Genomic DNA, 19745 nt, shown 5'->3' on the forward strand with positions numbered 1-19745 from the left:
CTATTCCCGACTGGCCTGGGCGGCCCCGGTTGATTAACAAGAACGCAACGCGGTTGGCGGAAGGCTTTATGACCCTGTTTTGGGGTGGATGCTGAGTCCTGAGAACTATGTGGGCGATGGAGGATATAGCCATGATTATAATAGGGCCGCATAGGCAGGTATACCTATGCGAAGAATAATCCACTCAACCGTGGTCTGTGTCTTCACAGACCCATTGGCAATGAATTGAATTCCGGTTAGATTTTAAGAAGAAAGACGTTCTTTGATTTATTGAGATGATACTTATATACCGGATTTATCTATTTGGTTATATATATTGCATCGCCTCAACTGTGAGCTGTTGTCATTGAGGGAATACCACAACAGTACATTAATTCTTGTCCGTGTTTACAGACCGGATACGAAAAAGTTCGTTGATATAGGACTAGACAAATGTCGCAGAAGAAGGTCTGTGGAGAGACAAACCACGGAATTGAAAAGTGTACCCTACGTCTTTGTTAAGATAGATGATCTACAAAAGACGCCTCGGGCCGGAAGGATGGATTTAAGAGTCGTTTTTATGGGGTAAGACTAAAATGTGATGAAAGGGGCTCTGCCGGCATCATTGCTATTTCCGGCCGTAATCTGTAAAATAGAAGGAAAACTTCCTGTATCGGCTAGGGTACTGATGGGGCCAAGGGTCAAATTAGCAAAATAAATGTTGGGGAGGCACTAATGAAGATTTCAAAAGATCAGGTTGTGGCTGTCGGAAATAAACCTTTAGATTCGAATACATGGATTTATGCACAACCTAAGAAAAATATATTTTCTAAAAACAATGTTTATTTATTGATATTCAATAATTATTTATTGTACTTTCGTAGGTAAATAAATCCGTGCATTCTCTATGAAAAAAGTTTCAATCGTATTTCTTCAAGCAGTGATCGTGCTTTTAGGCATGGTAATCCTTGCCATTTTGATTCGGGTTCCCTTAACGGAGGGAAGAGCTACAAACTTAGACTTGTTGAGTATTTATACGGACCCGTTAATTTTGTATGGATACGCAACATCCATTGCTTTCTTTGTTGCCTTGTACAAGGCGTTCAGATTACTTGGCTATATTGGCCAAAATAAAGTATTCTCATCCAAATCTGTTAGGACTTTAAGGAGTATAAAGTATTGTGCGATCGTATTTAGTATTTTAATCGTGGCCGCTGGGCTGTACATAAGAATATTTTTTGATAAGGATGACGACCCGGCGGGTTTTCTTGCCCTTTGCCTTGTAACGATTCTTGCTTCTGTAGTAGTTGCTACTTCTGCCGCAATCTTTGAAAAATTATTACAGAATGCCGTTGATATGAAATCCGAAAATGATTTAACAGTTTAAGCTATGCCAATTATAGTAAACTTGGACGTGATGATGGCCAAGCGAAAAATTTCCCTGAATGAACTTTCTGAAAGAGTTGATTTGACATTATCAAACCTGTCTATCTTAAAGACAGGTAAGGCGAAAGCAATACGTTTTAGCACATTGGAGGCCATTTGTAAGGCATTAGACTGCCAACCGGCAGACCTTTTGGAATATCGATATGACGAAAATCATCCCTAGACCAATAGCCGTTTAAAAAAAAAAAAGAGAAGTACTAATCCGCTGAAAATTTCAAAATAGATCCAAATGACATAGATATGAGAATGGTGATATTTTTTATTCGGAATATACTACTATTGATGTTTATGTTATTTGTAGAATCAGGTTTTGCGAAAAATCGGATGACTGAAATTACTTTAACAGGCAGCACACCAGGAGACAAATCGATCAGGAAAATGTTTTCCATTCCAACGGAAGTCAAGGTGGATTTTATTCGATGGAATTTAAGATTGTACGATAAAAGTGCTTTCGAATTGGAAATAGCCTATGGGGAATCGAAACCGAATACCTTGGATTTTAAAAGGGAGGATAAACAAAGCATAAAAGGAACCTATTTGATTGCAAAAAATCAGGGGGAAAATCAATTTAAAGAGATTTATCAGTTAAAAAGCGATGATTTAGCTGAAATAATTTCTATTGTCAAAATAAATGAAAGGCTCTTTCATATTCTGACCGGCCAAAGTAACCTGATGATTGGGAACGGAGGTTGGAGCTATACGCTAAATAGAAAGGCTCCAATAGAACCCGGTGAAATCTTAATTTCTTCAAAAGAGCCTGACGGCAGATCCTTACAACTTGTATATGCGGGGAGAACACCCTGCCAAGAATTCGCTAGGGAGCATCCTGCCATGAAGGTGGGTCCCACTTGTTTTAAACTGAAATGGAAGCTCGTTCTTAACAGAGATCCTGCAACTTATCTTCCAACAACATGTACCCTTCGTACTATTGTGAATAATGGCCTTCGAGAGATTAAAGGAAGTTGGACCATTGATAAAGGGACCCATCCGGAAGCAATAATTATTAAAATCCAAACAGAAAATTTATCTGAACCAATTTTGCTATTAATGGGTGACGAGAATGTACTGTTTTTTCTTGACCGGAATTACAATCTGTTAATAGGGAATGAAGATTTTAGTTTTGTAGTGAACAAAGTTGTTCCCTAAGTAAACGAAAGGCCGGGGAAGGGAAATTTAGGAGCCGTTACCGGACTGCGAATAAAAATCCAGAGAAAAAGTCCCTCGGATCTTATACGGCCCCAATCGGCGTCGCATCGGTATGCAACGAAATAAAATATCTATAAACATATAATCCCTATAGGATTCTATATGCATCAACGAGGATGAAATAATGATATCCCGGCCCATTATACCTCATCCACCTTGCTCCTCGACCAGTAGACCTGAATCTACATAAAACGATTGATTTACAAACTTGCTTAGGAATAGGTTGGATTAGGATTTGGCTGTAGGCCTAGTCTTAGCCCCATTAACCGGTAGCCAGGAACTTATGAGGCTATTGGAATTGATCGACGAAAAAACAATGCCAATTGAAGAGATTCTTGAGGTGTACCGTGGAAAACACTGTCAAACATTATGAACCACCATATTTTCTTATGTTGCTAGCCGGCATAAGGTTCTGTCACGATCATGAGCTAGGACATATTGTACAAGGTATTTCCATATTAACGCAGCACAACCATCTTTTTTATTTCGAACCCATTGCTATGGCTAAGGACCACTAAAAAACTCCCAGTCAAGTGCTCGGGTAGGCTCAGTAGCTCCCTGTGCATGCCCTGGCCTTGAATCGGTTTTTGTATCAGTTCTTTTCCTTGAACATCGTAGACCATCAAATCGGCCGATTGGCCGAGGCTCAGATAAAACATCACCTGAAACACCCCCTCATTGGGATTCGGGACGATGCTAATGCTTCGGTCTTCTTCTTTGTCCTCCTCTGCTACGTCGCCCGTTGTGCCCATACGAGCACCACAACTAATGGCGTCGGTAGACCATATTAGGCAACTTCTCAAGATATTATCGGGAATGGTTTTACCATTGAGCCCCCCGATCCAATCAGGATGCACCCGGCCGCTGCCTCCGTTTCCTTCCCAATAGACGACCGGACAATTCCCAGAGAACCTTATGACTGCACTGGAGTTGGTGGTGCCTACTATTTGCCCTTCGGTAAATGTATAGCCTGAACAAGTACTATTATTTTGGCCACACCCATTGGTTTGCACCAATATCAGGCCCGCAGAAGCTGCGCTAAGACAGCCATTGATTGTACATTTAGCCGTATATGTCCCGGGGCTACTGCTAACATAGCTGCTACCATTTCCTACCTGAGCCCCATCCTTAAACCAGGTGATATTCCCACCACAATTGGAGGCGGTCAATGTAGCCGTCTGACTAGTAGCCGCACATACGGTGGTGCCCGACACCTTGGCGATTGTCGGAGCCGTCGGAGCACTACAGGGCTGATCGCAGTCTAATGCATCAGTCGACCATTTCAGGCAACTTCTTAAGATATTATCGGGAATGGTTTTACCATTGAGGCCCCCGAGCCAGTCGGGATGTACCCTGCCACTACCTCCATTGCCTTCCCAATACAAAACCGGACAATTGCCCGAGAATCGTACCACTGCATTGGAGTTGCTATAGCCGATGATCTGTCCTTCCGTGAAGGTATATCCAGAACAAGAGCTATTGTTTTGCCCGCAGCCGGGTGTTGGGGCCAATGCTATTCCAGCTGATACCGTACTTACACAACCACCGACAGCGCAAGTCGCGGTATAGTTACCTGGGCTATTAGCTACAAAAGTACCCCCACTACCCACCTGCACCCCATCTTTATACCATAGGGTGCTCCCACTACAATTTGAAGCCGTCAAGGTAGCGTTCTGGTTAGCGGACGCACAAACCGTAGTCCCGGCGGACTTGACGATTAGCGGCGCCTCTGGAGGCGTACAGCCCGAGGCAGGGAAAAGCCATTGTTGTGGAATGACCTGTTGGCCTTGACCGGGGTACGTCCACAATAGCTGGGCCTGTGCCCCACCCCATCCCTGATAATACTCCATGGTCAGGTCGTATTTCTGCCCGGCAGCAAGGCTGATGCTTCCACTCCGCAATTCGGGAGCATGGCCTGTCCAATCATTTATTAAAGACTGTCCGTTGATCCATAGCCTAGTGCCATCGTCATTATTGCTCAAAAAGGTAAAGAAACCAGAGACTGGAGCCAGCACCTTTCCCGTCCAACGCACCGAAAAATACTCGCCTCCAAGGCCAGCGCCGGGACTGGCTCCATTCCAGCTGAAATTAACCGCTTGATCCACCCTGCTAAATGTTGGGCTTCCCGACAAGGATGTATTATTAAAATACTGGGCCGTGAGTCCAGTGCCATTTCCTGGAACAGTTCGACCTTCATTAAATAGCTTTTGGTCGGGTATCAACTGTTTGCCTAGCCCTGGACCTTCATACCGAAGTTCTAGTCCATAACCGCCCCCAGCCTGAAGCAAAAGAGCTCGTATGGCATGCTTGCCCGACTTCAGACATATCTTTCCACTTTGTTCTGGATCCATACCGTGTAGTCCTTCAAAGCTAACGACCAGTTGGTTTCCGATATAGAAGGCCCCAGCATCGTCAGATCGCAGGAAAAAGCGGTACTCCCCCTCGGTAACTATGTCGATATACCCATTGAATTCAAAGCCAAAATTTTCATTACGGTTGCGCTCATTAAGATTAAAATTGGTAGTAATTCCCGATTTGACCACTGCTTGTCCGGACAAGGAACTCGTAGCTCCCCAGTTATTATGGGCCGCCGTTTCGAAATATTGGTACGACAATCCCGGACTTAACCCAGAGGGATTGTCGGCCGTGCGTGGTAGACAGCCATCCCCTTGTCGCTGAATGCGATTGCCTGCGGCATCGTAGGTAAAATAAACCTGTGCAAAAGCGCACTGGTGGCCAATAGCAATAAGAATCAAAATAATGGCCGTTTTCATAAGAGCTGGATTTAACAAATGCCCCTAACTACATCAAAACGAATATATTTCATAACTATGCTTACGGATAGACGACTTTTAAAAAATCACTCCAGCAGCCTTTTATGAAGATAAAAATACACAAAAAATTATTAATATTCTAAATAAATGACTAATTGAACAACAAATATTTGCATTGTATATATTATTCAAATAATTACAGACAATCAAACAAATACTATAATATTTACAAATAATACCACAAAATCTAGTAGATTTTTAATCAGCCCACCGAAATGGATGATCGCTTCAATATCGAGTGCAGCAGGAAAGGGAGTGTCCATTTTGAAGTACAATTGGCATGGAATGGGGTGATAGGGCTTTCGATTCGGTGCTTTAGGATGATGATATCGTAACTGAAAGCAAAGAAAGACCTTTGACTACAAATAGAGCAAACTTTATTCATATAGGAAAATTCTAAAGTGCCAATAGTTGGTAGTTTGCCAACTATTGGCTACTTTTATTGTACACTTATACGAGTGAACAATAGGAACAACATTTGAAACACGACAGACATGGCAGGAAGCCCGGAACAATCAAACCGCAATCATTTCCGAAATGATCATCATCCAAGTACGCAAGCTGGATCTTTTTGCAAAGAAGCATTCAGACGCTGGTAAAAGTTTACAGACCTGGAAAACGGTTGTCAATAAAGCAAACTGGAGAAAATCAATGGATGTTTTGGAAGACTTTCCCAAAGCATCCATCATCCCCGGCAGTCGGGCCAGATTCAAGATCGTTGGCAATAAGTACCGTCTGATTGTAGAGATAGGCTACCAGGACAGTATTGTAGAAATAAGATTTATAGGAACACATAGTGAGTACGATATGGTTGATGCTTCGACTATATGAGCACTTTTCTATTCATTTAAACTTGTATGAAAAAAATAAAATCGGACTGGTTTCTAATTGGCAGCGAGCAGGAATATGAAAATGCACTTGCCCGCTATCAACAGGTCAAGTACGCCCTACCAAACACAAACGAGCACAGAGAAAAGCTTTTACTGGCCCTTCTGATTGCTGAATACGAAGAAAAAACGAGCGATCTGCCCCAAGTGGATCCGATAGAGCTGATCAAAATCAGAATGGAAGATTTTGGTTACAAATCCGTTGACCTTTCCAACGAATACGGAGATAAGGGTACCATAAGTAAAGTATTGAACTACAAGCAGGCTCTTTCGCTAACAATGGTTCGCAAATTCAGTAAGTTGCTCCATATACCGGCAGACGCACTGATTGCAGAATATGAATTGAGGTAAAGACCGGAGGAAACACTATAAAATGTCTGATGCTTATGAAAAGACACAGCAACATCAATGTACATCCGGGAAGCATCTTGAAACAAGATATTCTATCTCCTGCAAACCTGAGTATCGGGGAGGCTGCTGATTTGTTACAAGTTTCCGGATTGACCCTATCTAAAATTGTTAATGAAAGAGGTGCTATTACTCCTAATATAGCCAAAAGAATATCAAAAGCCTTCGGTGGAAAAGCTGATTTTGGCTAAGAATGCAACGTGGATAGGACCTTCGTAAAGCAGAACAGTGAGCGTGCAGATCGACCATCAATATTTCTTCTTATAGAGCCCTCACTGGTAAGTCTCCATTTCCTACTGCTAGAATTGCCTCCCCCCCTCAAGAATAAATAATGATCATGCTGGATTATCCTTTTTCAAGACCTCTAACCAACCTTAGGCCTGCACCAACTTTGAGCGAAAAATTCGGAAGGTAAAGGGGTCAAGTCAAAAAATGTTGTGGAGAGCATGAGATTTTTATAAGATTGTATTTTTAACCCATAATCCCTTCGCCGAATGCCGACAGCCTATCAAAACCAGGAACCCTACGGTATTAAAAATGCAACATCTAGGATGAAATAATGATATCCTGGCCCATTGAACCTTATCCACCTTGCTCCTCGACCAATAGGCCTGAATCTACATAAAAAGAGTGATTTACAAACTTGCTTAGGATTAGGATTGATTAGGATTTGGTTGTAGGAGTGGCTTTTCCAATGAGCTCTATATGATTTATCTAAGTGGCATCACAGCAATTTGCCTTGATGCAGGTAAAGAAAACTAACTTACCTTTTTTCTCAGATATTCATTTTCTCTTTGGAGTACTTCGATGATCAGATCTTTGGATTTTAATAGTTGCTCATAGAGCCGTAGTACATCCATGATGGCAATGGTATGCTCCCCATCGTGAATGCTTACGGGGGGTGGGGGGGCGAGCGTAATTCCTGTCTCAAAAAGTTCGCCAATACCTACTTCAAGGTATTTGCTTATTTTAACCTAAAGTTGCGGTTTAATGGTCTTGATTTTGTCATTCTCAATTCTGTTCAAAGTGGCCAGATCGATATCCAAATGATCGGACATTGCTTTGGAATTGATTCTCCTATCTTCCCTTATAAGGCGTATTTTATTCCCAAAACTCATCCTGTGTTATAGCTAAGTTAACCAATGTTACTTTTGCACAAAGTATTGCATAATTTTAGTATTTTTATGCAATCTATAAAATAAAGTGATAGCATTAAAGAAGTAATATTGTAGGTATCCTGAAATTTATAGGGAGCTATTTGCTAATGTTTCGTTTATTTAATAGCATATACTTTTAAAAAGTTACTAGTTTTATCCATGATGCTGTTTGCTTTTTCTATTGCTCACGCGGAGGAAGTGAAAGAAGAAAAAGTTGTTATTAAAGAGGTTGCTACACCGGTGCTGGCGGTTTCGCCTAGCGTGGCGGTGTTCATGCCGGAGTGCTACGCTTTAACTTGTCAAACCTATTGTCAAGAAGGCCCAGTTACAACCGAATCAGAATGCGATATCGAATGTGTCTTTGTAGAGCTAGAGGAAAAATACTGTAATTAAACATTAAATGAGCTGGTCTATCATTATATAGACCAGCTCATTTGAGAAGACTTCCAAAAGTATGAATTTATACCTTATATTTATTCTAGGATTAGGCTTTAGCACGCCTAATTTCCAAGCCCGTTATAGGCTAGTTTATCAGCCCGATTCTACTAACCTCAACAATATCAAAGAGGAAGCTTTCCTTCTTACGATTAAGGAAAACAAACAGTCTTATTTTTGTTCGGAAGGGTTTTGGAAGGCCGATTCCATACAGGGATTGAGACGAACGGGACTTTTGTCGGCTGCTGAATTTATGGGAGACCCCAAATATAGATTCCGAACGGCTTTTAGAAAGTTTATTACGAAGTCGCTTGAAACGAAGGAAAGTCGAATTTTTGAAAAAATATCCTTCGATCAATTCGAATTTTCAGTACCTAACCATTTGAAATGGGAAATGGGCATGGAGGAGGATACCATTGTCGGGTATGCTTGTGTGAAGGCTACCACCTCCTTTGCCGGCCGGGATTATGTCGCTTGGTTTGCCCCTGAACTTCCAATTCCGGATGGACCCTATCTGTTTTGGGGCTTGCCGGGGTTGATTGTCAAGATCGGAGATACCCGAAACCAGTATGTATTTACCCTAGAACAATTTGGCGCCTACACGGGAGTCGTCAAAGAGTGGCCCGAGTATGCGAGTCGCCGTAAGGTTATGGTGGCCAGTGCCTATAAAGTTTTTGACTATCGGGAAAAGGATAGAAAGGATCCTTTTGGAGAAATAGAACGCCGTCTTGGTCCAGGGACCCTTGATGGAGTGCCTACATCGGACCCGTCGATAAGGAATTCTAGAGCCTGGGATAATAATCCGTTGGAATTGAAGGTAATAGGGGAATAGGGTCTTTATTTTTGAATTTAAGCGTGCAATTGATAGAAAGACTAAGCTAACCATAGGGGTATTATGAAAAAATATAATTTTAGTTGTGATTAGTTTATGAACCTATTACTAGCCGTAATCCTATGCTTCTTAATCCCCGAAACCCCCAATTTCAGGGTGCAATACCATCTTGTATTTAGTCCTGACTCCACCAATATCAATCGAAAAATGGAGGAAAATTTCTATTTGGATATCAAAGAAATGAAGGAATCCTATTTCTATTCTGAGAATTTTGGAAAGTCAGACTCCATCAAAGCACTCCTTAATTCTGCTCTGCTATCGCCTCAAGAATATATGGCGGATCCTAAATATCGTTACAAAACGATGTTTGATCTGTTTACCACCAAAAAATATGATGATCGTTCCATCCAGGTATACGAAAAGCTGGTGCTGCATCAATATGTATATCCCTTAGAAAATACACTGAAATGGACCATTGGAGGGGAGCAGGATATCATAGCGGGTTTTAATTGTACTAGAGCTACTACGCAATATGCGGGCCGAAATTATATCGCCTGGTTTACCGAGGAAATTCCCATTCCGGACGGCCCTTATGTCTTTTGGGGTTTGCCGGGGCTGGTCGTAAAAGTGAGCGACACCAAGGAAAATTATGTATTTACACTTACAGGCTTCTCAAAAAATGTGTCTCAAATAAAGGACGCATGGGTGCCTAGTCGTAAAGGGGCCGTCATCCCGACGCATAGAGATAAGGTATTTAGCATTCGCGAGGCGAACAGAAGGGATCCATTGGAAGCCCTTACCAGGGCAACAGGCCGGTCTATGGAGCATATGACTTTCAATGGAGAAAAGACCGATAAGGAGACTATGCGGCGTAAAAAAGCCTGGGATAATAATCCACTGGAACTGGAATGATTTGCCATTATTTTTCAGAAAAATCAGGAAAAAAAGTACCGCAGTTTAATAACATGATCTGAGCTATACCATGCACCTTCTCTTTGCTATATTCCTATTCTTTGCCTTCAACAGCACGCACAATTTCCAGGCCCGTTATAGGCTAGTTTATCAGCCCGATTCTACTAACCTCAACAATATCAAAGAGGAAGCTTTCCTTCTTACGATTAAGGAAAACAAACAGTCTTATTTTTGTTCGGAAGGGTTTTGGAAGGCCGATTCCATACAGGGATTGAGACGAACGGGACTTTTGTCGGCTGCTGAATTTATGGGAGACCCCAAATATAGATTCCGAACGGATTTTGATAAGTTTATTGCTAAGTCGCTTGAAACGAAGGAAAGTCGAATCTTTGAAAAAATATCCTTCGATCAATTCGAATTTTCAGTACCTAACCATTTGAAATGGGAAATGGGCATGGAGGAGGATACCATTGTCGGGTATGCTTGTGTGAAGGCTACCACCTCCTTTGCCGGCCGGGATTATGTCGCTTGGTTTGCCCCTGAACTTCCAATTCCGGATGGACCCTATCTGTTTTGGGGCTTGCCGGGGTTGATTGTCAAGATCGGAGATACCCGAAACCAGTATGTATTTACCCTAGAACAATTTGGCGCCTACACGGGAGTCGTCAAAGAGTGGCCCGAGTATGCGAGTCGCCGTAAGGTAAAGGAGGCTAGTGCCCAAAAAATTTATGAATATCGGGAAGAGGTAAGAAAAGATCCTTTTGGAGTCATTGAACGCCGTCTTGGCCCAAGCACTTTTAATGGAGTCCCTACATCGGATCCATCCATCAAGAATTCTAAGGCTTGGAATAATAATCCGTTGGAATTGAAGCTTATAGAGTAGGCAGATGGCAGCGTTAGGATGCGGCATGCTTCTTCCAACTCGACACAGTCTTATCATCCAAAATATAGTAGCATGATGCGTTTCGTAACTTTTAATGAGGCAAGCCTGTGCGATTAGGTCTATTATTTATTTTTCTTGTTTGGGCTCCAGCACCATCATGGGCCCAAGTAATTTTTAGTGGGCAGGTGCAGCAAGTGGACGGAGAAGCCATTCCCGGCGCGAGTATTACCATTCATGACTTGCAGAGCTCAAAAATTGTTGCTTTTGGGATTTCCGAAAAATCGGGCGCCTATAGCATTCCCTGCAACGAGCGGGTAGACTCCGTTTTGATTAGGGTGCGCACCCTGGGCTATACCCTTCAGGAAAAAAGGGTAGCAAATATTTCTCAGGTTACTATTTTTCGGCTGTCGGAGGAGAGTATAGCGTTGAGAGAGGTAGCCGTGCGGCCCGACCCCATCACACGCCATGGCGACACCCTCTCCTACTCCGTGGATGCTTTCAAAAGCAAAGGGGACCGGGTGATTAGTGACATCGTGGGGAAGCTCCCGGGCGTGGAGGTACGTGGAGACGGACAAATCCTATACCAAGGGAACCCCATTAATAAATATTATATTGACGGGCTGGATCTGCTAGGGGGGAAATATAAATTGGCCAACGACAATCTGGCCGTAGATGCCGTTACATCGGTAGAAGTACTGGAAAACCACCAGCCCATCCAGATGTTGGATAGCCTGGTGTTTTCGGATAAGGCGGCCATCAACATCCGGCTCAAAAGAAAAGTGACCACAAGCGGCTCCGCTCAAGTGGGAGCAGGGGTGGCCCCCATGCTATGGAACGCCAACGTGACGCCCATGCTTTTCACCAAGGACAACCAGTTTATAGGGTCCTATCAGTCCAATAATATAGGAGCAGACGTGGCTGGCCAAATAAAAATGCTGTCGTCCATGAGCACGATGGGCCGGGAAAACGACGATAGTAAAACCGACCGCGTGCAGCTGGTTCCCATCGCTACCCCCTCCTTTTCCAATACGCGCTGGCTCAACAATCATGCCCATTTGGGGAGCCTCAATTACCTTAAAAAGATGGGTCGCGATTATCAGATCAGAATCAACAGCTCATATCTGAACGATGTTCAAAAACAACGGGGTAATACGGAGACGGTCTATTATACCGGAGCGGACACGGTGGCTTTGTTCGAAGAGAAGTACAATCGGCTTTATAACGAATCTCTGGAGGTGACCGTAAACCTGGAAAGGAATACCAAAAATAAATATTTGAAAAATGTGCTGGCCGGAAAGGGGTATTGGGACAAACAAACCGGCATGCTGAGCCGGAACCAGGTGCCCTTAGAACAAATGCTCCGCAATCCATATTTTACGATTTCCAATACCCTCAGCAATATATTTAAGGTCGGAAAACAGCTGTTGACTTTCGAAAGTTACACCTCCTTGAATAGACTTCCCCAGTCGCTGGCGGTGACGCCAGGCCCCTTTTCCAATTTGATCGCCCATACCGAAAGCCTGGAGTCTATCAAACAGCATGTCAATCAGCGTGCATTTTATACCAATAATGCCCTAAGTTTTACCAGAGGGGTTGGCTTTTTTACCTTTATACCCAAAATAGGGTTGCAGATGGAGCATCAGAAAATGAATTCAAATTTTGAATTACCCCATGGCGAGGAGGAGGTGGTGCTCGGGCAAAAATTGGAAAACGATTTGAATTGGTTGAAAATGAAGCCCTATGGAGAGTTGAAAATACAATGGAAAAAAGAGAGCTGGCGCCTGGCATTGGACAGCCCAATCAGTTATAATATTTTTAAAATAGAGGATAAAGCGCTTGGAAGAAATGAAAACCTGAACAAGCTGGTCTTCGAACCACGTTTTACCCTACGCTATGAACTGAATTCGTTTTTGGCCGTGCATGCCGCCATGGGTTTTAAGAATCAGTTCGGAGAAATGGAAGACATTCATTATGGATATCTCCTGAAAAATTACCGAAACATACAGCTTAGAGACGTACCCCTTCAGCAAAGTAGAGTATGGAGTGGCTCGACCGGAGTACAGTACAGAAATCCCCTGAGCGCCATTTTTGGCAACGTGTCGGTATTGGGTAACTATGGAAGCCGCAATTTGATGTACGGCAGCACCGTGTCCGACGAAGGTTCGATAGCATATACGGCACAGGCCCTAGAGAATACGACCTATGGAGGACTGCTCACTTCTAATTTGGGCAAGTACTTCGCCGACATCAAGACCAATATCGCTGCTGGCGCGAGTCTGAACTGGAATACCAGCCAACAACTAATCAATGGAGCGCTGACCCAAGTGGTGAACAGGAGCACCAGTCCATTTGTCCGCATCAATACCAATTTCAACAAGCTGATAGATTTTGACTATTCCTATAAGCTGAACGCCTTTGGCAACAGCGTAGCCGGCAACAAATATAAGGCGACCGTACAACAGATAGATAATCTGAAAATTTCCATATACCCTTTTACTGGAGCCTATATCATCATCCAGAACGATTATTACAGAAATAACTTTGGCGGTTCCACCCAACGGAATCAAATATTTACGGATGTAGCTCTGCGGTATAAAATCGCCAATTCACGCCTTGAACTGCAGTTGAACTGGAATAATGTCTGGAATACGACTTTGCTGTCCACCATGTCGACCAATTCGTTCTCTTATCTCCGGTCCGAATACTTTTTACGGCCCACCCAGGTGCTGGCGAGTGTTAAGTTTGGGTGGTAGAGACGGATTAGGGGGGGAGCATGTGCCAGAATAGGGAGGAAGGGACAATGAAAACCAAGAGGCCCAACCTTCCTAAGGGAGATAGGGCCTCTTGATATTTGGATAGAATGGTCAGTCTTTTACACGGCTAAAGCCCATGGTTTTGATCATCCAGTCGGGAAGGGGTTTTTGGTGCTTTCTTTTTTGAATATCCATAAACCAACCCACTTTTTTCAGGATTGGTACTTTATGCGTTTCTACGAGTTCGATAAGCGTACCATCCGGATCTTCCAGATAGGCAAAGCGCCCCGCAGCTGCCTCCATGCCGAACGAAGATTCACTATCCACCGTGAAGGGGAAACCTTTTCCTTGCATTTGGATTTTCAAGCTATCCATATCTAGGGCGTCGAAGCAGAGATGGATATAACCACAGTCGCCCCAGAATCGGTTTTCGAAGAGTTTTTTCGGGCTTCGATCCAGCGCCTGCAAGAGCTCGATATGTGTGTGTCCCAGCAGACGGGAGAAGGCTCCATAGGGAGTATGTTTCTTTCTGAGCAAAACCCGACGGTACCTTTGCCCTGCAATGGTGGTGGGGAGGTCGTCGAAAACACCGGTATGATCATAAACTGTTTCCAGTGAGCCTAGCAAGTCTTCATAAAATGCGATGGATTTGTCCATATCCGAGACTCCCACAACGGCCCCTGCCACCCCTCCAATGGCTTTGCCTTTGGGCTGGAACCAGGAGTCATCCTGTGTAATCTGATAAATATTGCCATAAGGATCGTGTCCCCAAAATCCTTCCCCTTCCGGAAGTTTTTGTAGTGGGCCCACTGGTTCTTTGGAAGTTGATTTTATATGTGCATAAGCTTTTTGGATATCGGGAGCCTTAAAGCGAATGGCATTGATTCCCAGGTCACCCAGTTCCATTTTGAAAGATGCAGGCTGAGAGACCCTGCTAGTAAATGACCAGATTTCCAAGCCGCCGCCGCCGGCCATATTAAGGACCAAGGCAGCTTGTCTGCTTTGGACCACGCCTCCGGTATAGGGAGTCATTAAAGGAGCATTTGCTTTTTCGTCGAATACGGGTACATCAAAGCCCAGTACTTTGCGGTACCAGGACCAAGCTTCCGGCACATTTTGAACGCCGATTCCAATTTGCTGGATACCAGCGATTAAGGGATTATTATTCATAAAAAAGTGTATATTACAAATTGTATTCGAATAGGGCAGGGTTCGTGTAGGCCCGTTTACGAAATTAAGGAAGAAAATGTGAATCAGCTAGGAGAATTCTATGTTTTACAATTGGATTGAATTTTTTCTAAAATAGGAAATGGGCATTTATAAATAAGAAACATAATTATTCGTATCTTTAAGGTTGAATTTCCAAATATTATTTTATTTTATGCCTGCGCATCCATATTGCGCTTTGTACCGTATATCATTGGAGCCCGTCTCCTTTTTTAAATAATTAATGAATCAGTCAGTAGTCATAGCGCCGATAGGCGAGAGCTTAAAGGAATTTTTACAAGAAACAGCATATTCTAAGGTATTGGTAATTGCTGATCAACATACTAAAAAACATTGTTATCCTATGGTAAAACCTGCCTTACCCAAGCATCAGCTGGTGGTAGTAGTGGCAGGAGAAGAAAATAAAAATTTATCGTCCTGCGAGAAGATTTGGGAGGCGATGACCGAGTCGGAACTCGACCGGCATGCATTGGTAATCAATCTTGGAGGTGGGGTGATAGGAGATATGGGTGGGTTTTGTGCTGCGGTATACAAGCGGGGCATCGATTTTATCCAGGTTCCAACCACACTGCTCTCCCAGGTAGATGCCAGTGTAGGTGGGAAGTTAGGGATTGATTTTCAGGGGTTTAAAAATCATATAGGTGTTTTTAATATACCTAATCGGGTTTTGATTGATCCGGTTTTTTTGAAAACATTGCCTGAAAGAGAACTTCGTTCAGGCTTTGCTGAGGTGGTGAAACACTGTCTTATCGCTGATGCAGTTAAGTGGTCCCAGATCAGAACGGTGGATTTCGAAAGGCAAAAATGGCCCGATCTGATTGCTCACTCAGTAGGAATAAAAAAGAAGGTGGTGGAGCAGGATCCTACTGAGAAGGGACTGAGGAAAATATTGAACTTCGGGCATACTTTAGGGCATGCGGTGGAGACACATTTTCTGGGCAAATCGCCTACAGAAAAACTTTTTCATGGAGAGGCCATCGCTGTGGGGATGATCATGGAGAGTTATTTAGCTTTTAGCCTGAAGATGATCGATCAGGCCCTGTTGACACAGGTGGAAGAATTTATATTTTCCACTTATGGCAAGGTAGATATCCGCTCAGAAGATGTGGAGCCTATTTTGGCTCTTACCAGACAGGATAAGAAAAATAAAGGAAAGGAAATCCGGTTCTCCTTATTAAATGGAGCCGGAAGTTGCGCCTATGACGTAGTGATCAGTACCAGTCAAATGCGCAAAGCGATAGATTATTATATGGCATAATAGAGGTCATGAGGTAATACTATTGCGCGTTTAGAAGAGAAACAACCATTTTATTCACCTCATAATCTAGTTTATTATGCATAAAGTCGTTTTACCTTTTGCCGTGCTGCTAGGTGTTTTAATTGTAGCAGGATGTTCCAGCGGTCGGAAAGTGTTCGTAGAGCACGATTACAGTTACGAAACCAACTTTAAAGATTATTCTTCTTACACCTTTCTGGAATGCGAGCGGGACACGAATAATCTTTGTACTGAAATTTATGAAGCTATCCGCCGGCAGATGCAGGTGCGGGGTTATAAGCTTACCGCCGAAAAACCTACATTACTGGTCAATTATGGTATCTTTTACGATAATTTAAGATATCAGGGATATATGCAACCCGTAATTCGTAATTGGGTTGACACAGAGAATGACGGATTTCGCTATGAGCCTATTAAATATGCTTTAGAAAAAGGTACATTAATCGTTTCTCTTATCGATGCCAAGAGTGATCAGGTGGTCTGGAGAGGGTATGCTTCAGGCATATTCAAAGGAGAAGAAAGCAATAATCACTATCGGAGTGTCGTGCGTAAGATTTTCGATCAATACCCACTCTTCGCTAAAGGTTATGATCCTCGCCGGTATACCGAACAGGTAGGTCGATAAAGATGCATATAAACAAAGAGCGCAGTCCAGCACCTTGTTCAGGCTGAGGCATGCGCTCTTTTTGTATGAAACGAGTGTTCCTTGATTATCTTAATTTCAAGGTTACGAGGGTAATGATGGCCAGAATGATGCCAACGATCCAGAAACGGGTTACAATTTTAGATTCGTGAATGCCCTTCTTTTGATAATGATGGTGTAGGGGCGACATCAGGAAAATACGCCTGCCTTCGCCATACCGTTTTCGGGTGTATTTAAAATAGCTGACCTGGAGGATTACTGAGAGGTTTTCGGCAAGGAAAATCCCACACATCACGGGTATTAGCCATTCCTTTCTGATGGCCAAAGCGATGACGGCTATTACACCCCCTAGCATTAAGCTTCCTGTATCACCCATAAATACCTGTGCCGGGTAGGCATTATACCAGAGAAACCCGATACAGGCTCCCAGGAAGGCAGCGCAAAAGATTACCAGCTCCCCCGAATTAGGAATATACATGATATTCAGGTATTGCGAAAATTTTGTGTTTCCCGACAGATAGGCCAGTATTCCCAGGGTGAGGGCGATGATCCCAGATACCCCGGCTGCCAGTCCATCGATTCCATCGGTAATGTTGGCCCCATTGCTAACAGCCGTGATAATGATGATAGCCACAATGGTATAGATCACCCAGGTATACTCCTCGGGTAACCAGCCGAAGAGCAGTGTGCGGTAGTCAAATTCATTATTTTTAAAGAAGGGAATGGTCGTAACAGTAGGGTGGGCATAGTCAGTATATTTCTGAACCTCACCAAGGTTGGAGTCGATCACAGGTTTTTCGTAGACCCTAATTCTGACATGATCATTGAAGGAGAGTGTCAGGCCCACGATAAGTCCTAGGCCTACTTGGCCCACGATTTTAAATCTACCTTGTAGGCCTTCTTTATTATTCTTAAACTTCTTCAGATAGTCGTCCACAAATCCGATCATGCCCGTCCACAGTGCGGTGATAATGAGCAGGACTATATAAACATTGGTAAGCTTGGCGAAAAGAAATACGGGAATGAGCAAGGAGGCCAAAATAATAAAGCCCCCCATAGTGGGCGTTCCAGCCTTTTCCAGTTGTCCGGTAAGGCCAAGATCGCGGATGGTTTCCCCCATTTGTTTTTTTCTCAGGAAGTTTATTATGGTTTTTCCATAAGTCGCTGCTATAAAAAGGGATAGCACAGTGGCACCCAGAGCTCTAAATGAGATATATTGGAACACGCCTGTTCCAGGGATGTTAAAATGTTTGTCGAGATAATCAAATAAATAGTAGAGCATGAAGTATGGAATTGGGGTAACAGATGCAAAGTTGCCTTTTTTTAAAGACAGTACAAATGTCTTCTATTTATTTTGCTGAGCCTGGGGCGGAAACGTCATTACTCTGCCTGAGAGGTAAAGGCCTCCAGCAGCACTTCTTTATCGTCGAAATGGTGCTTTACCCCCTCTATTTCCTGGTAGTTTTCGTGGCCTTTACCTGCTATCAGAATAATATCTTCGGGAGAGGCCTCTTTCCAGGCACGTAGTATGGCCTCGCGACGATCGGCGATTACCAGCGTTTTTTTATAGTCTAAAGGGGGGACACCTTTTTGCATTTGAGCCAGAATTTCCAAGGGGTCCTCGTTGCGGGGGTTGTCGGAAGTAAGGATGACCCGGTTGCTGTATCGACAAGCGATGGCAGCCATTTTTGGGCGCTTTTCGTGATCCCGGTTTCCGCCACAGCCGACTACGGTAATCACCTTTTCATTGCCATGCCTTAGGTGGGTAATGGTCTCCAGCACATTTTCCAAGGCGTCGGGTGTATGAGCATAGTCGACAATGCCAACTATATTATTAGCAGATATATGCTGTTCGAAGCGGCCGGGAGGACTTTTCAGATTCGATAATTCGGTAAGTACGATGTCGGGTTTTTCGCCTAATAGAACGGCGGCCCCATAGACAGATAGTAGATTATACGCGTTAAATCGCCCAATTACCCGAAACCATACCTCCTGATCGTTGATCTCCATCTGCATACCGGTAAGGGTATCGGAAATTATCTTTCCTTTATAATCGGCCAGAGTCTGAAGAGAGTAGGTAGCCTTTCGGGCTCTGGTATTTTGTACCATTACAGCACCCCGACGGTCGTCTATATTGACTAAGGCAAAGGCAGTTTTTGGCAGGGCATCGAAAAACCCCTTTTTCGCTTTGATATAATTATCGAAAGTCTTGTGGAAATCTAGATGGTCGTGTGTGATATTGGTAAATAAGCCTCCGGCAAAATGAAGGCCGGTAATCCGGTGCTGGGCTACGGCATGGGAGCTTACCTCCATAAACACATGGCTACAACCTTGCTGCTGCATCTGTGCCAACAGGGCATTTAAAGCCACGGCATCGGGGGTGGTGTGGGTAGCGGGTATCACCTGATCCTCTATCTGGTTTTGTACTGTCGAGATCAATCCGCAGCGATATCCCAAGGCCCTGAAAAGCTGAAAAAGAAAGGTAGCTACTGAGGTCTTGCCATTGGTACCCGTTACTCCTACCAATTTAAATTTTTTAGACGGATGTCCATAAAATTCTGCAGCCAAATAGCCCATATACTCGGCCGAATCCTTCACGAGTAGGTAGCTGACATTCGGATTTATAATTTCTGGAAGGGTTTCGCAAAGGATCCCGGCCGCTCCAAGTTGTGTAGCCTTGTCGATAAACTGATGGCCGTCGGTTTGCGTACCGCGTAAAGCCACGAATAAGCTGCCCTTGACCACTTTTCTGGAGTCGAGCTGTATGGAGTCGATGATGACCTCTTCGGACCCGATGATGTCGATCCCTTTAAGGGCATGAATCAATGTTTTAATCGATTTTCCTTGGGTGTTTTCCATAAAGGAAT

At 43.6% G+C, this 19745-nt stretch carries 18 protein-coding genes; 14 read left to right on the plus strand and 4 right to left on the minus strand.

Annotated elements, in window-relative coordinates; all coding sequences use genetic code 11:
* Window positions 1-886 precede the first annotated feature (886 nt).
* From X939_RS0115100 to X939_RS0115110, 3 genes are all read left to right on the plus strand, one after another.
* The gene (locus X939_RS0115100; protein WP_025764127.1) at window positions 887-1366 is read left to right on the plus strand and encodes a DUF2975 domain-containing protein; all 480 of its coding nucleotides are present in this window, start codon (window positions 887-889) and stop codon (window positions 1364-1366) included.
* Between the two features lie 3 nt (window positions 1367-1369).
* Window positions 1370-1588 (plus strand): helix-turn-helix domain-containing protein, encoded by a 219-nt coding sequence (locus tag X939_RS0115105; RefSeq protein ID WP_025764128.1) that lies wholly within the window; start codon window positions 1370-1372, stop codon window positions 1586-1588.
* 77 nt (window positions 1589-1665) lie between these two features.
* The gene (locus tag X939_RS0115110) at window positions 1666-2571 is read left to right on the plus strand and encodes a hypothetical protein (protein WP_198034425.1); all 906 of its coding nucleotides are present in this window, start codon (window positions 1666-1668) and stop codon (window positions 2569-2571) included.
* A 518-nt stretch (window positions 2572-3089) separates the two neighbouring features.
* On the opposite strand, the gene X939_RS0115115 is transcribed toward X939_RS0115110, so the two are convergent.
* Entirely contained in the window at window positions 3090-5405 is a 2316-nt protein-coding gene (locus tag X939_RS0115115; protein ID WP_025764130.1) for a PA14 domain-containing protein, read from the minus strand.
* A gap of 597 nt (window positions 5406-6002) precedes the next feature.
* Here X939_RS0115115 and X939_RS0115125 point away from each other — a divergent pair.
* The 9 genes from X939_RS0115125 to X939_RS0115170 all read left to right on the plus strand — a co-directional run bounded on the left by X939_RS0115125 (window position 6003) and on the right by X939_RS0115170 (window position 13732).
* Window positions 6003-6296 carry a type II toxin-antitoxin system HigB family toxin gene (locus tag X939_RS0115125; protein ID WP_025764131.1) on the plus strand — a complete coding sequence of 98 codons (294 nt, stop codon included), beginning with the start codon at window positions 6003-6005 and terminating at the stop codon, window positions 6294-6296.
* Window positions 6297-6322: 26 nt separating this feature from the next.
* The gene (locus X939_RS0115130) at window positions 6323-6703 is read left to right on the plus strand and encodes a helix-turn-helix domain-containing protein (protein ID WP_044199632.1); all 381 of its coding nucleotides are present in this window, start codon (window positions 6323-6325) and stop codon (window positions 6701-6703) included.
* Between the two features lie 35 nt (window positions 6704-6738).
* Complete coding sequence (locus X939_RS22480) at window positions 6739-6951, plus strand: HigA family addiction module antitoxin (RefSeq protein ID WP_198034426.1); 213 nt, start codon at window positions 6739-6741, stop codon at window positions 6949-6951.
* A gap of 681 nt (window positions 6952-7632) precedes the next feature.
* Entirely contained in the window at window positions 7633-7890 is a 258-nt protein-coding gene (locus tag X939_RS23800; RefSeq protein ID WP_025764133.1) for a hypothetical protein, read from the plus strand.
* Window positions 7891-8076: 186 nt separating this feature from the next.
* Window positions 8077-8310 carry a hypothetical protein gene (locus tag X939_RS0115150; protein WP_025764134.1) on the plus strand — a complete coding sequence of 78 codons (234 nt, stop codon included), beginning with the start codon at window positions 8077-8079 and terminating at the stop codon, window positions 8308-8310.
* 61 nt (window positions 8311-8371) lie between these two features.
* Window positions 8372-9184, plus strand: a complete 813-nt coding sequence (locus X939_RS23135; protein WP_025764135.1) for a GLPGLI family protein — start codon at window positions 8372-8374, stop codon at window positions 9182-9184.
* A 96-nt stretch (window positions 9185-9280) separates the two neighbouring features.
* Window positions 9281-10096 (plus strand): GLPGLI family protein, encoded by an 816-nt coding sequence (locus tag X939_RS23140; protein WP_025764136.1) that lies wholly within the window; start codon window positions 9281-9283, stop codon window positions 10094-10096.
* A 70-nt stretch (window positions 10097-10166) separates the two neighbouring features.
* Window positions 10167-10979, plus strand: a complete 813-nt coding sequence (locus X939_RS0115165; RefSeq protein ID WP_025764137.1) for a GLPGLI family protein — start codon at window positions 10167-10169, stop codon at window positions 10977-10979.
* A 107-nt stretch (window positions 10980-11086) separates the two neighbouring features.
* Window positions 11087-13732, plus strand: coding sequence for a peptidase associated/transthyretin-like domain-containing protein (locus tag X939_RS0115170; RefSeq protein WP_025764138.1), 2646 nt, complete (start codon window positions 11087-11089; stop codon window positions 13730-13732).
* 111 nt (window positions 13733-13843) lie between these two features.
* On the opposite strand, the gene X939_RS0115175 is transcribed toward X939_RS0115170, so the two are convergent.
* Window positions 13844-14902 (minus strand): VOC family protein, encoded by a 1059-nt coding sequence (locus X939_RS0115175; RefSeq protein ID WP_025764139.1) that lies wholly within the window; start codon window positions 14900-14902, stop codon window positions 13844-13846.
* A gap of 280 nt (window positions 14903-15182) precedes the next feature.
* Here X939_RS0115175 and aroB point away from each other — a divergent pair, with 280 nt between their 5' ends.
* Both aroB and X939_RS0115185 read left to right on the plus strand, forming a co-directional pair.
* Window positions 15183-16217, plus strand: a complete 1035-nt coding sequence (gene aroB / locus X939_RS0115180) for a 3-dehydroquinate synthase (RefSeq protein ID WP_025764140.1) — start codon at window positions 15183-15185, stop codon at window positions 16215-16217.
* 76 nt (window positions 16218-16293) lie between these two features.
* The gene (locus X939_RS0115185; RefSeq protein ID WP_025764141.1) at window positions 16294-16860 is read left to right on the plus strand and encodes a DUF4136 domain-containing protein; all 567 of its coding nucleotides are present in this window, start codon (window positions 16294-16296) and stop codon (window positions 16858-16860) included.
* Between the two features lie 85 nt (window positions 16861-16945).
* Here the strand turns inward: X939_RS0115185 and mraY are convergent, their stop codons facing one another.
* Window positions 16946-18160, minus strand: a complete 1215-nt coding sequence (mraY, locus tag X939_RS0115190) for a phospho-N-acetylmuramoyl-pentapeptide-transferase (protein WP_025764142.1) — start codon at window positions 18158-18160, stop codon at window positions 16946-16948.
* 98 nt (window positions 18161-18258) lie between these two features.
* A complete protein-coding gene (locus tag X939_RS0115195) occupies window positions 18259-19737 on the minus strand; it encodes a UDP-N-acetylmuramoyl-L-alanyl-D-glutamate--2,6-diaminopimelate ligase (RefSeq protein WP_025764143.1) in 1479 nt (492 codons plus the stop codon).
* Window positions 19738-19745: the final 8 nt, after the last annotated feature.

Origin of the sequence: Dyadobacter tibetensis Y620-1, from assembly GCF_000566685.1 — a bacterium.
GTDB lineage: Bacteria > Bacteroidota > Bacteroidia > Cytophagales > Spirosomataceae > Dyadobacter > Dyadobacter tibetensis.

Bases quoted from the DNA above. Each gene is read 5' to 3' on its own strand.
- X939_RS0115100 (WP_025764127.1), top strand. From the start codon at position 887: ATGAAAAAAGTTTCAATCGTATTTCTTCAAGCAGTGATCGTGCTTTTA.
- X939_RS0115105 (WP_025764128.1), top strand. From the start codon at position 1,370: ATGCCAATTATAGTAAACTTGGACGTGATGATGGCCAAGCGAAAAATT.
- X939_RS0115110 (WP_198034425.1), top strand. From the start codon at position 1,666: ATGAGAATGGTGATATTTTTTATTCGGAATATACTACTATTGATGTTT.
- X939_RS0115115 (WP_025764130.1), bottom strand. From the start codon at position 5,405: ATGAAAACGGCCATTATTTTGATTCTTATTGCTATTGGCCACCAGTGC.
- X939_RS0115125 (WP_025764131.1), top strand. From the start codon at position 6,003: ATGATCATCATCCAAGTACGCAAGCTGGATCTTTTTGCAAAGAAGCAT.
- X939_RS0115130 (WP_044199632.1), top strand. From the start codon at position 6,323: ATGAAAAAAATAAAATCGGACTGGTTTCTAATTGGCAGCGAGCAGGAA.
- X939_RS22480 (WP_198034426.1), top strand. From the start codon at position 6,739: ATGAAAAGACACAGCAACATCAATGTACATCCGGGAAGCATCTTGAAA.
- X939_RS23800 (WP_025764133.1), top strand. From the start codon at position 7,633: ATGCTCCCCATCGTGAATGCTTACGGGGGGTGGGGGGGCGAGCGTAAT.
- X939_RS0115150 (WP_025764134.1), top strand. From the start codon at position 8,077: ATGATGCTGTTTGCTTTTTCTATTGCTCACGCGGAGGAAGTGAAAGAA.
- X939_RS23135 (WP_025764135.1), top strand. From the start codon at position 8,372: ATGAATTTATACCTTATATTTATTCTAGGATTAGGCTTTAGCACGCCT.
- X939_RS23140 (WP_025764136.1), top strand. From the start codon at position 9,281: ATGAACCTATTACTAGCCGTAATCCTATGCTTCTTAATCCCCGAAACC.
- X939_RS0115165 (WP_025764137.1), top strand. From the start codon at position 10,167: ATGCACCTTCTCTTTGCTATATTCCTATTCTTTGCCTTCAACAGCACG.
- X939_RS0115175 (WP_025764139.1), bottom strand. From the start codon at position 14,902: ATGAATAATAATCCCTTAATCGCTGGTATCCAGCAAATTGGAATCGGC.
- aroB (WP_025764140.1), top strand. From the start codon at position 15,183: ATGAATCAGTCAGTAGTCATAGCGCCGATAGGCGAGAGCTTAAAGGAA.
- X939_RS0115185 (WP_025764141.1), top strand. From the start codon at position 16,294: ATGCATAAAGTCGTTTTACCTTTTGCCGTGCTGCTAGGTGTTTTAATT.
- mraY (WP_025764142.1), bottom strand. From the start codon at position 18,160: ATGCTCTACTATTTATTTGATTATCTCGACAAACATTTTAACATCCCT.
- X939_RS0115195 (WP_025764143.1), bottom strand. From the start codon at position 19,737: ATGGAAAACACCCAAGGAAAATCGATTAAAACATTGATTCATGCCCTT.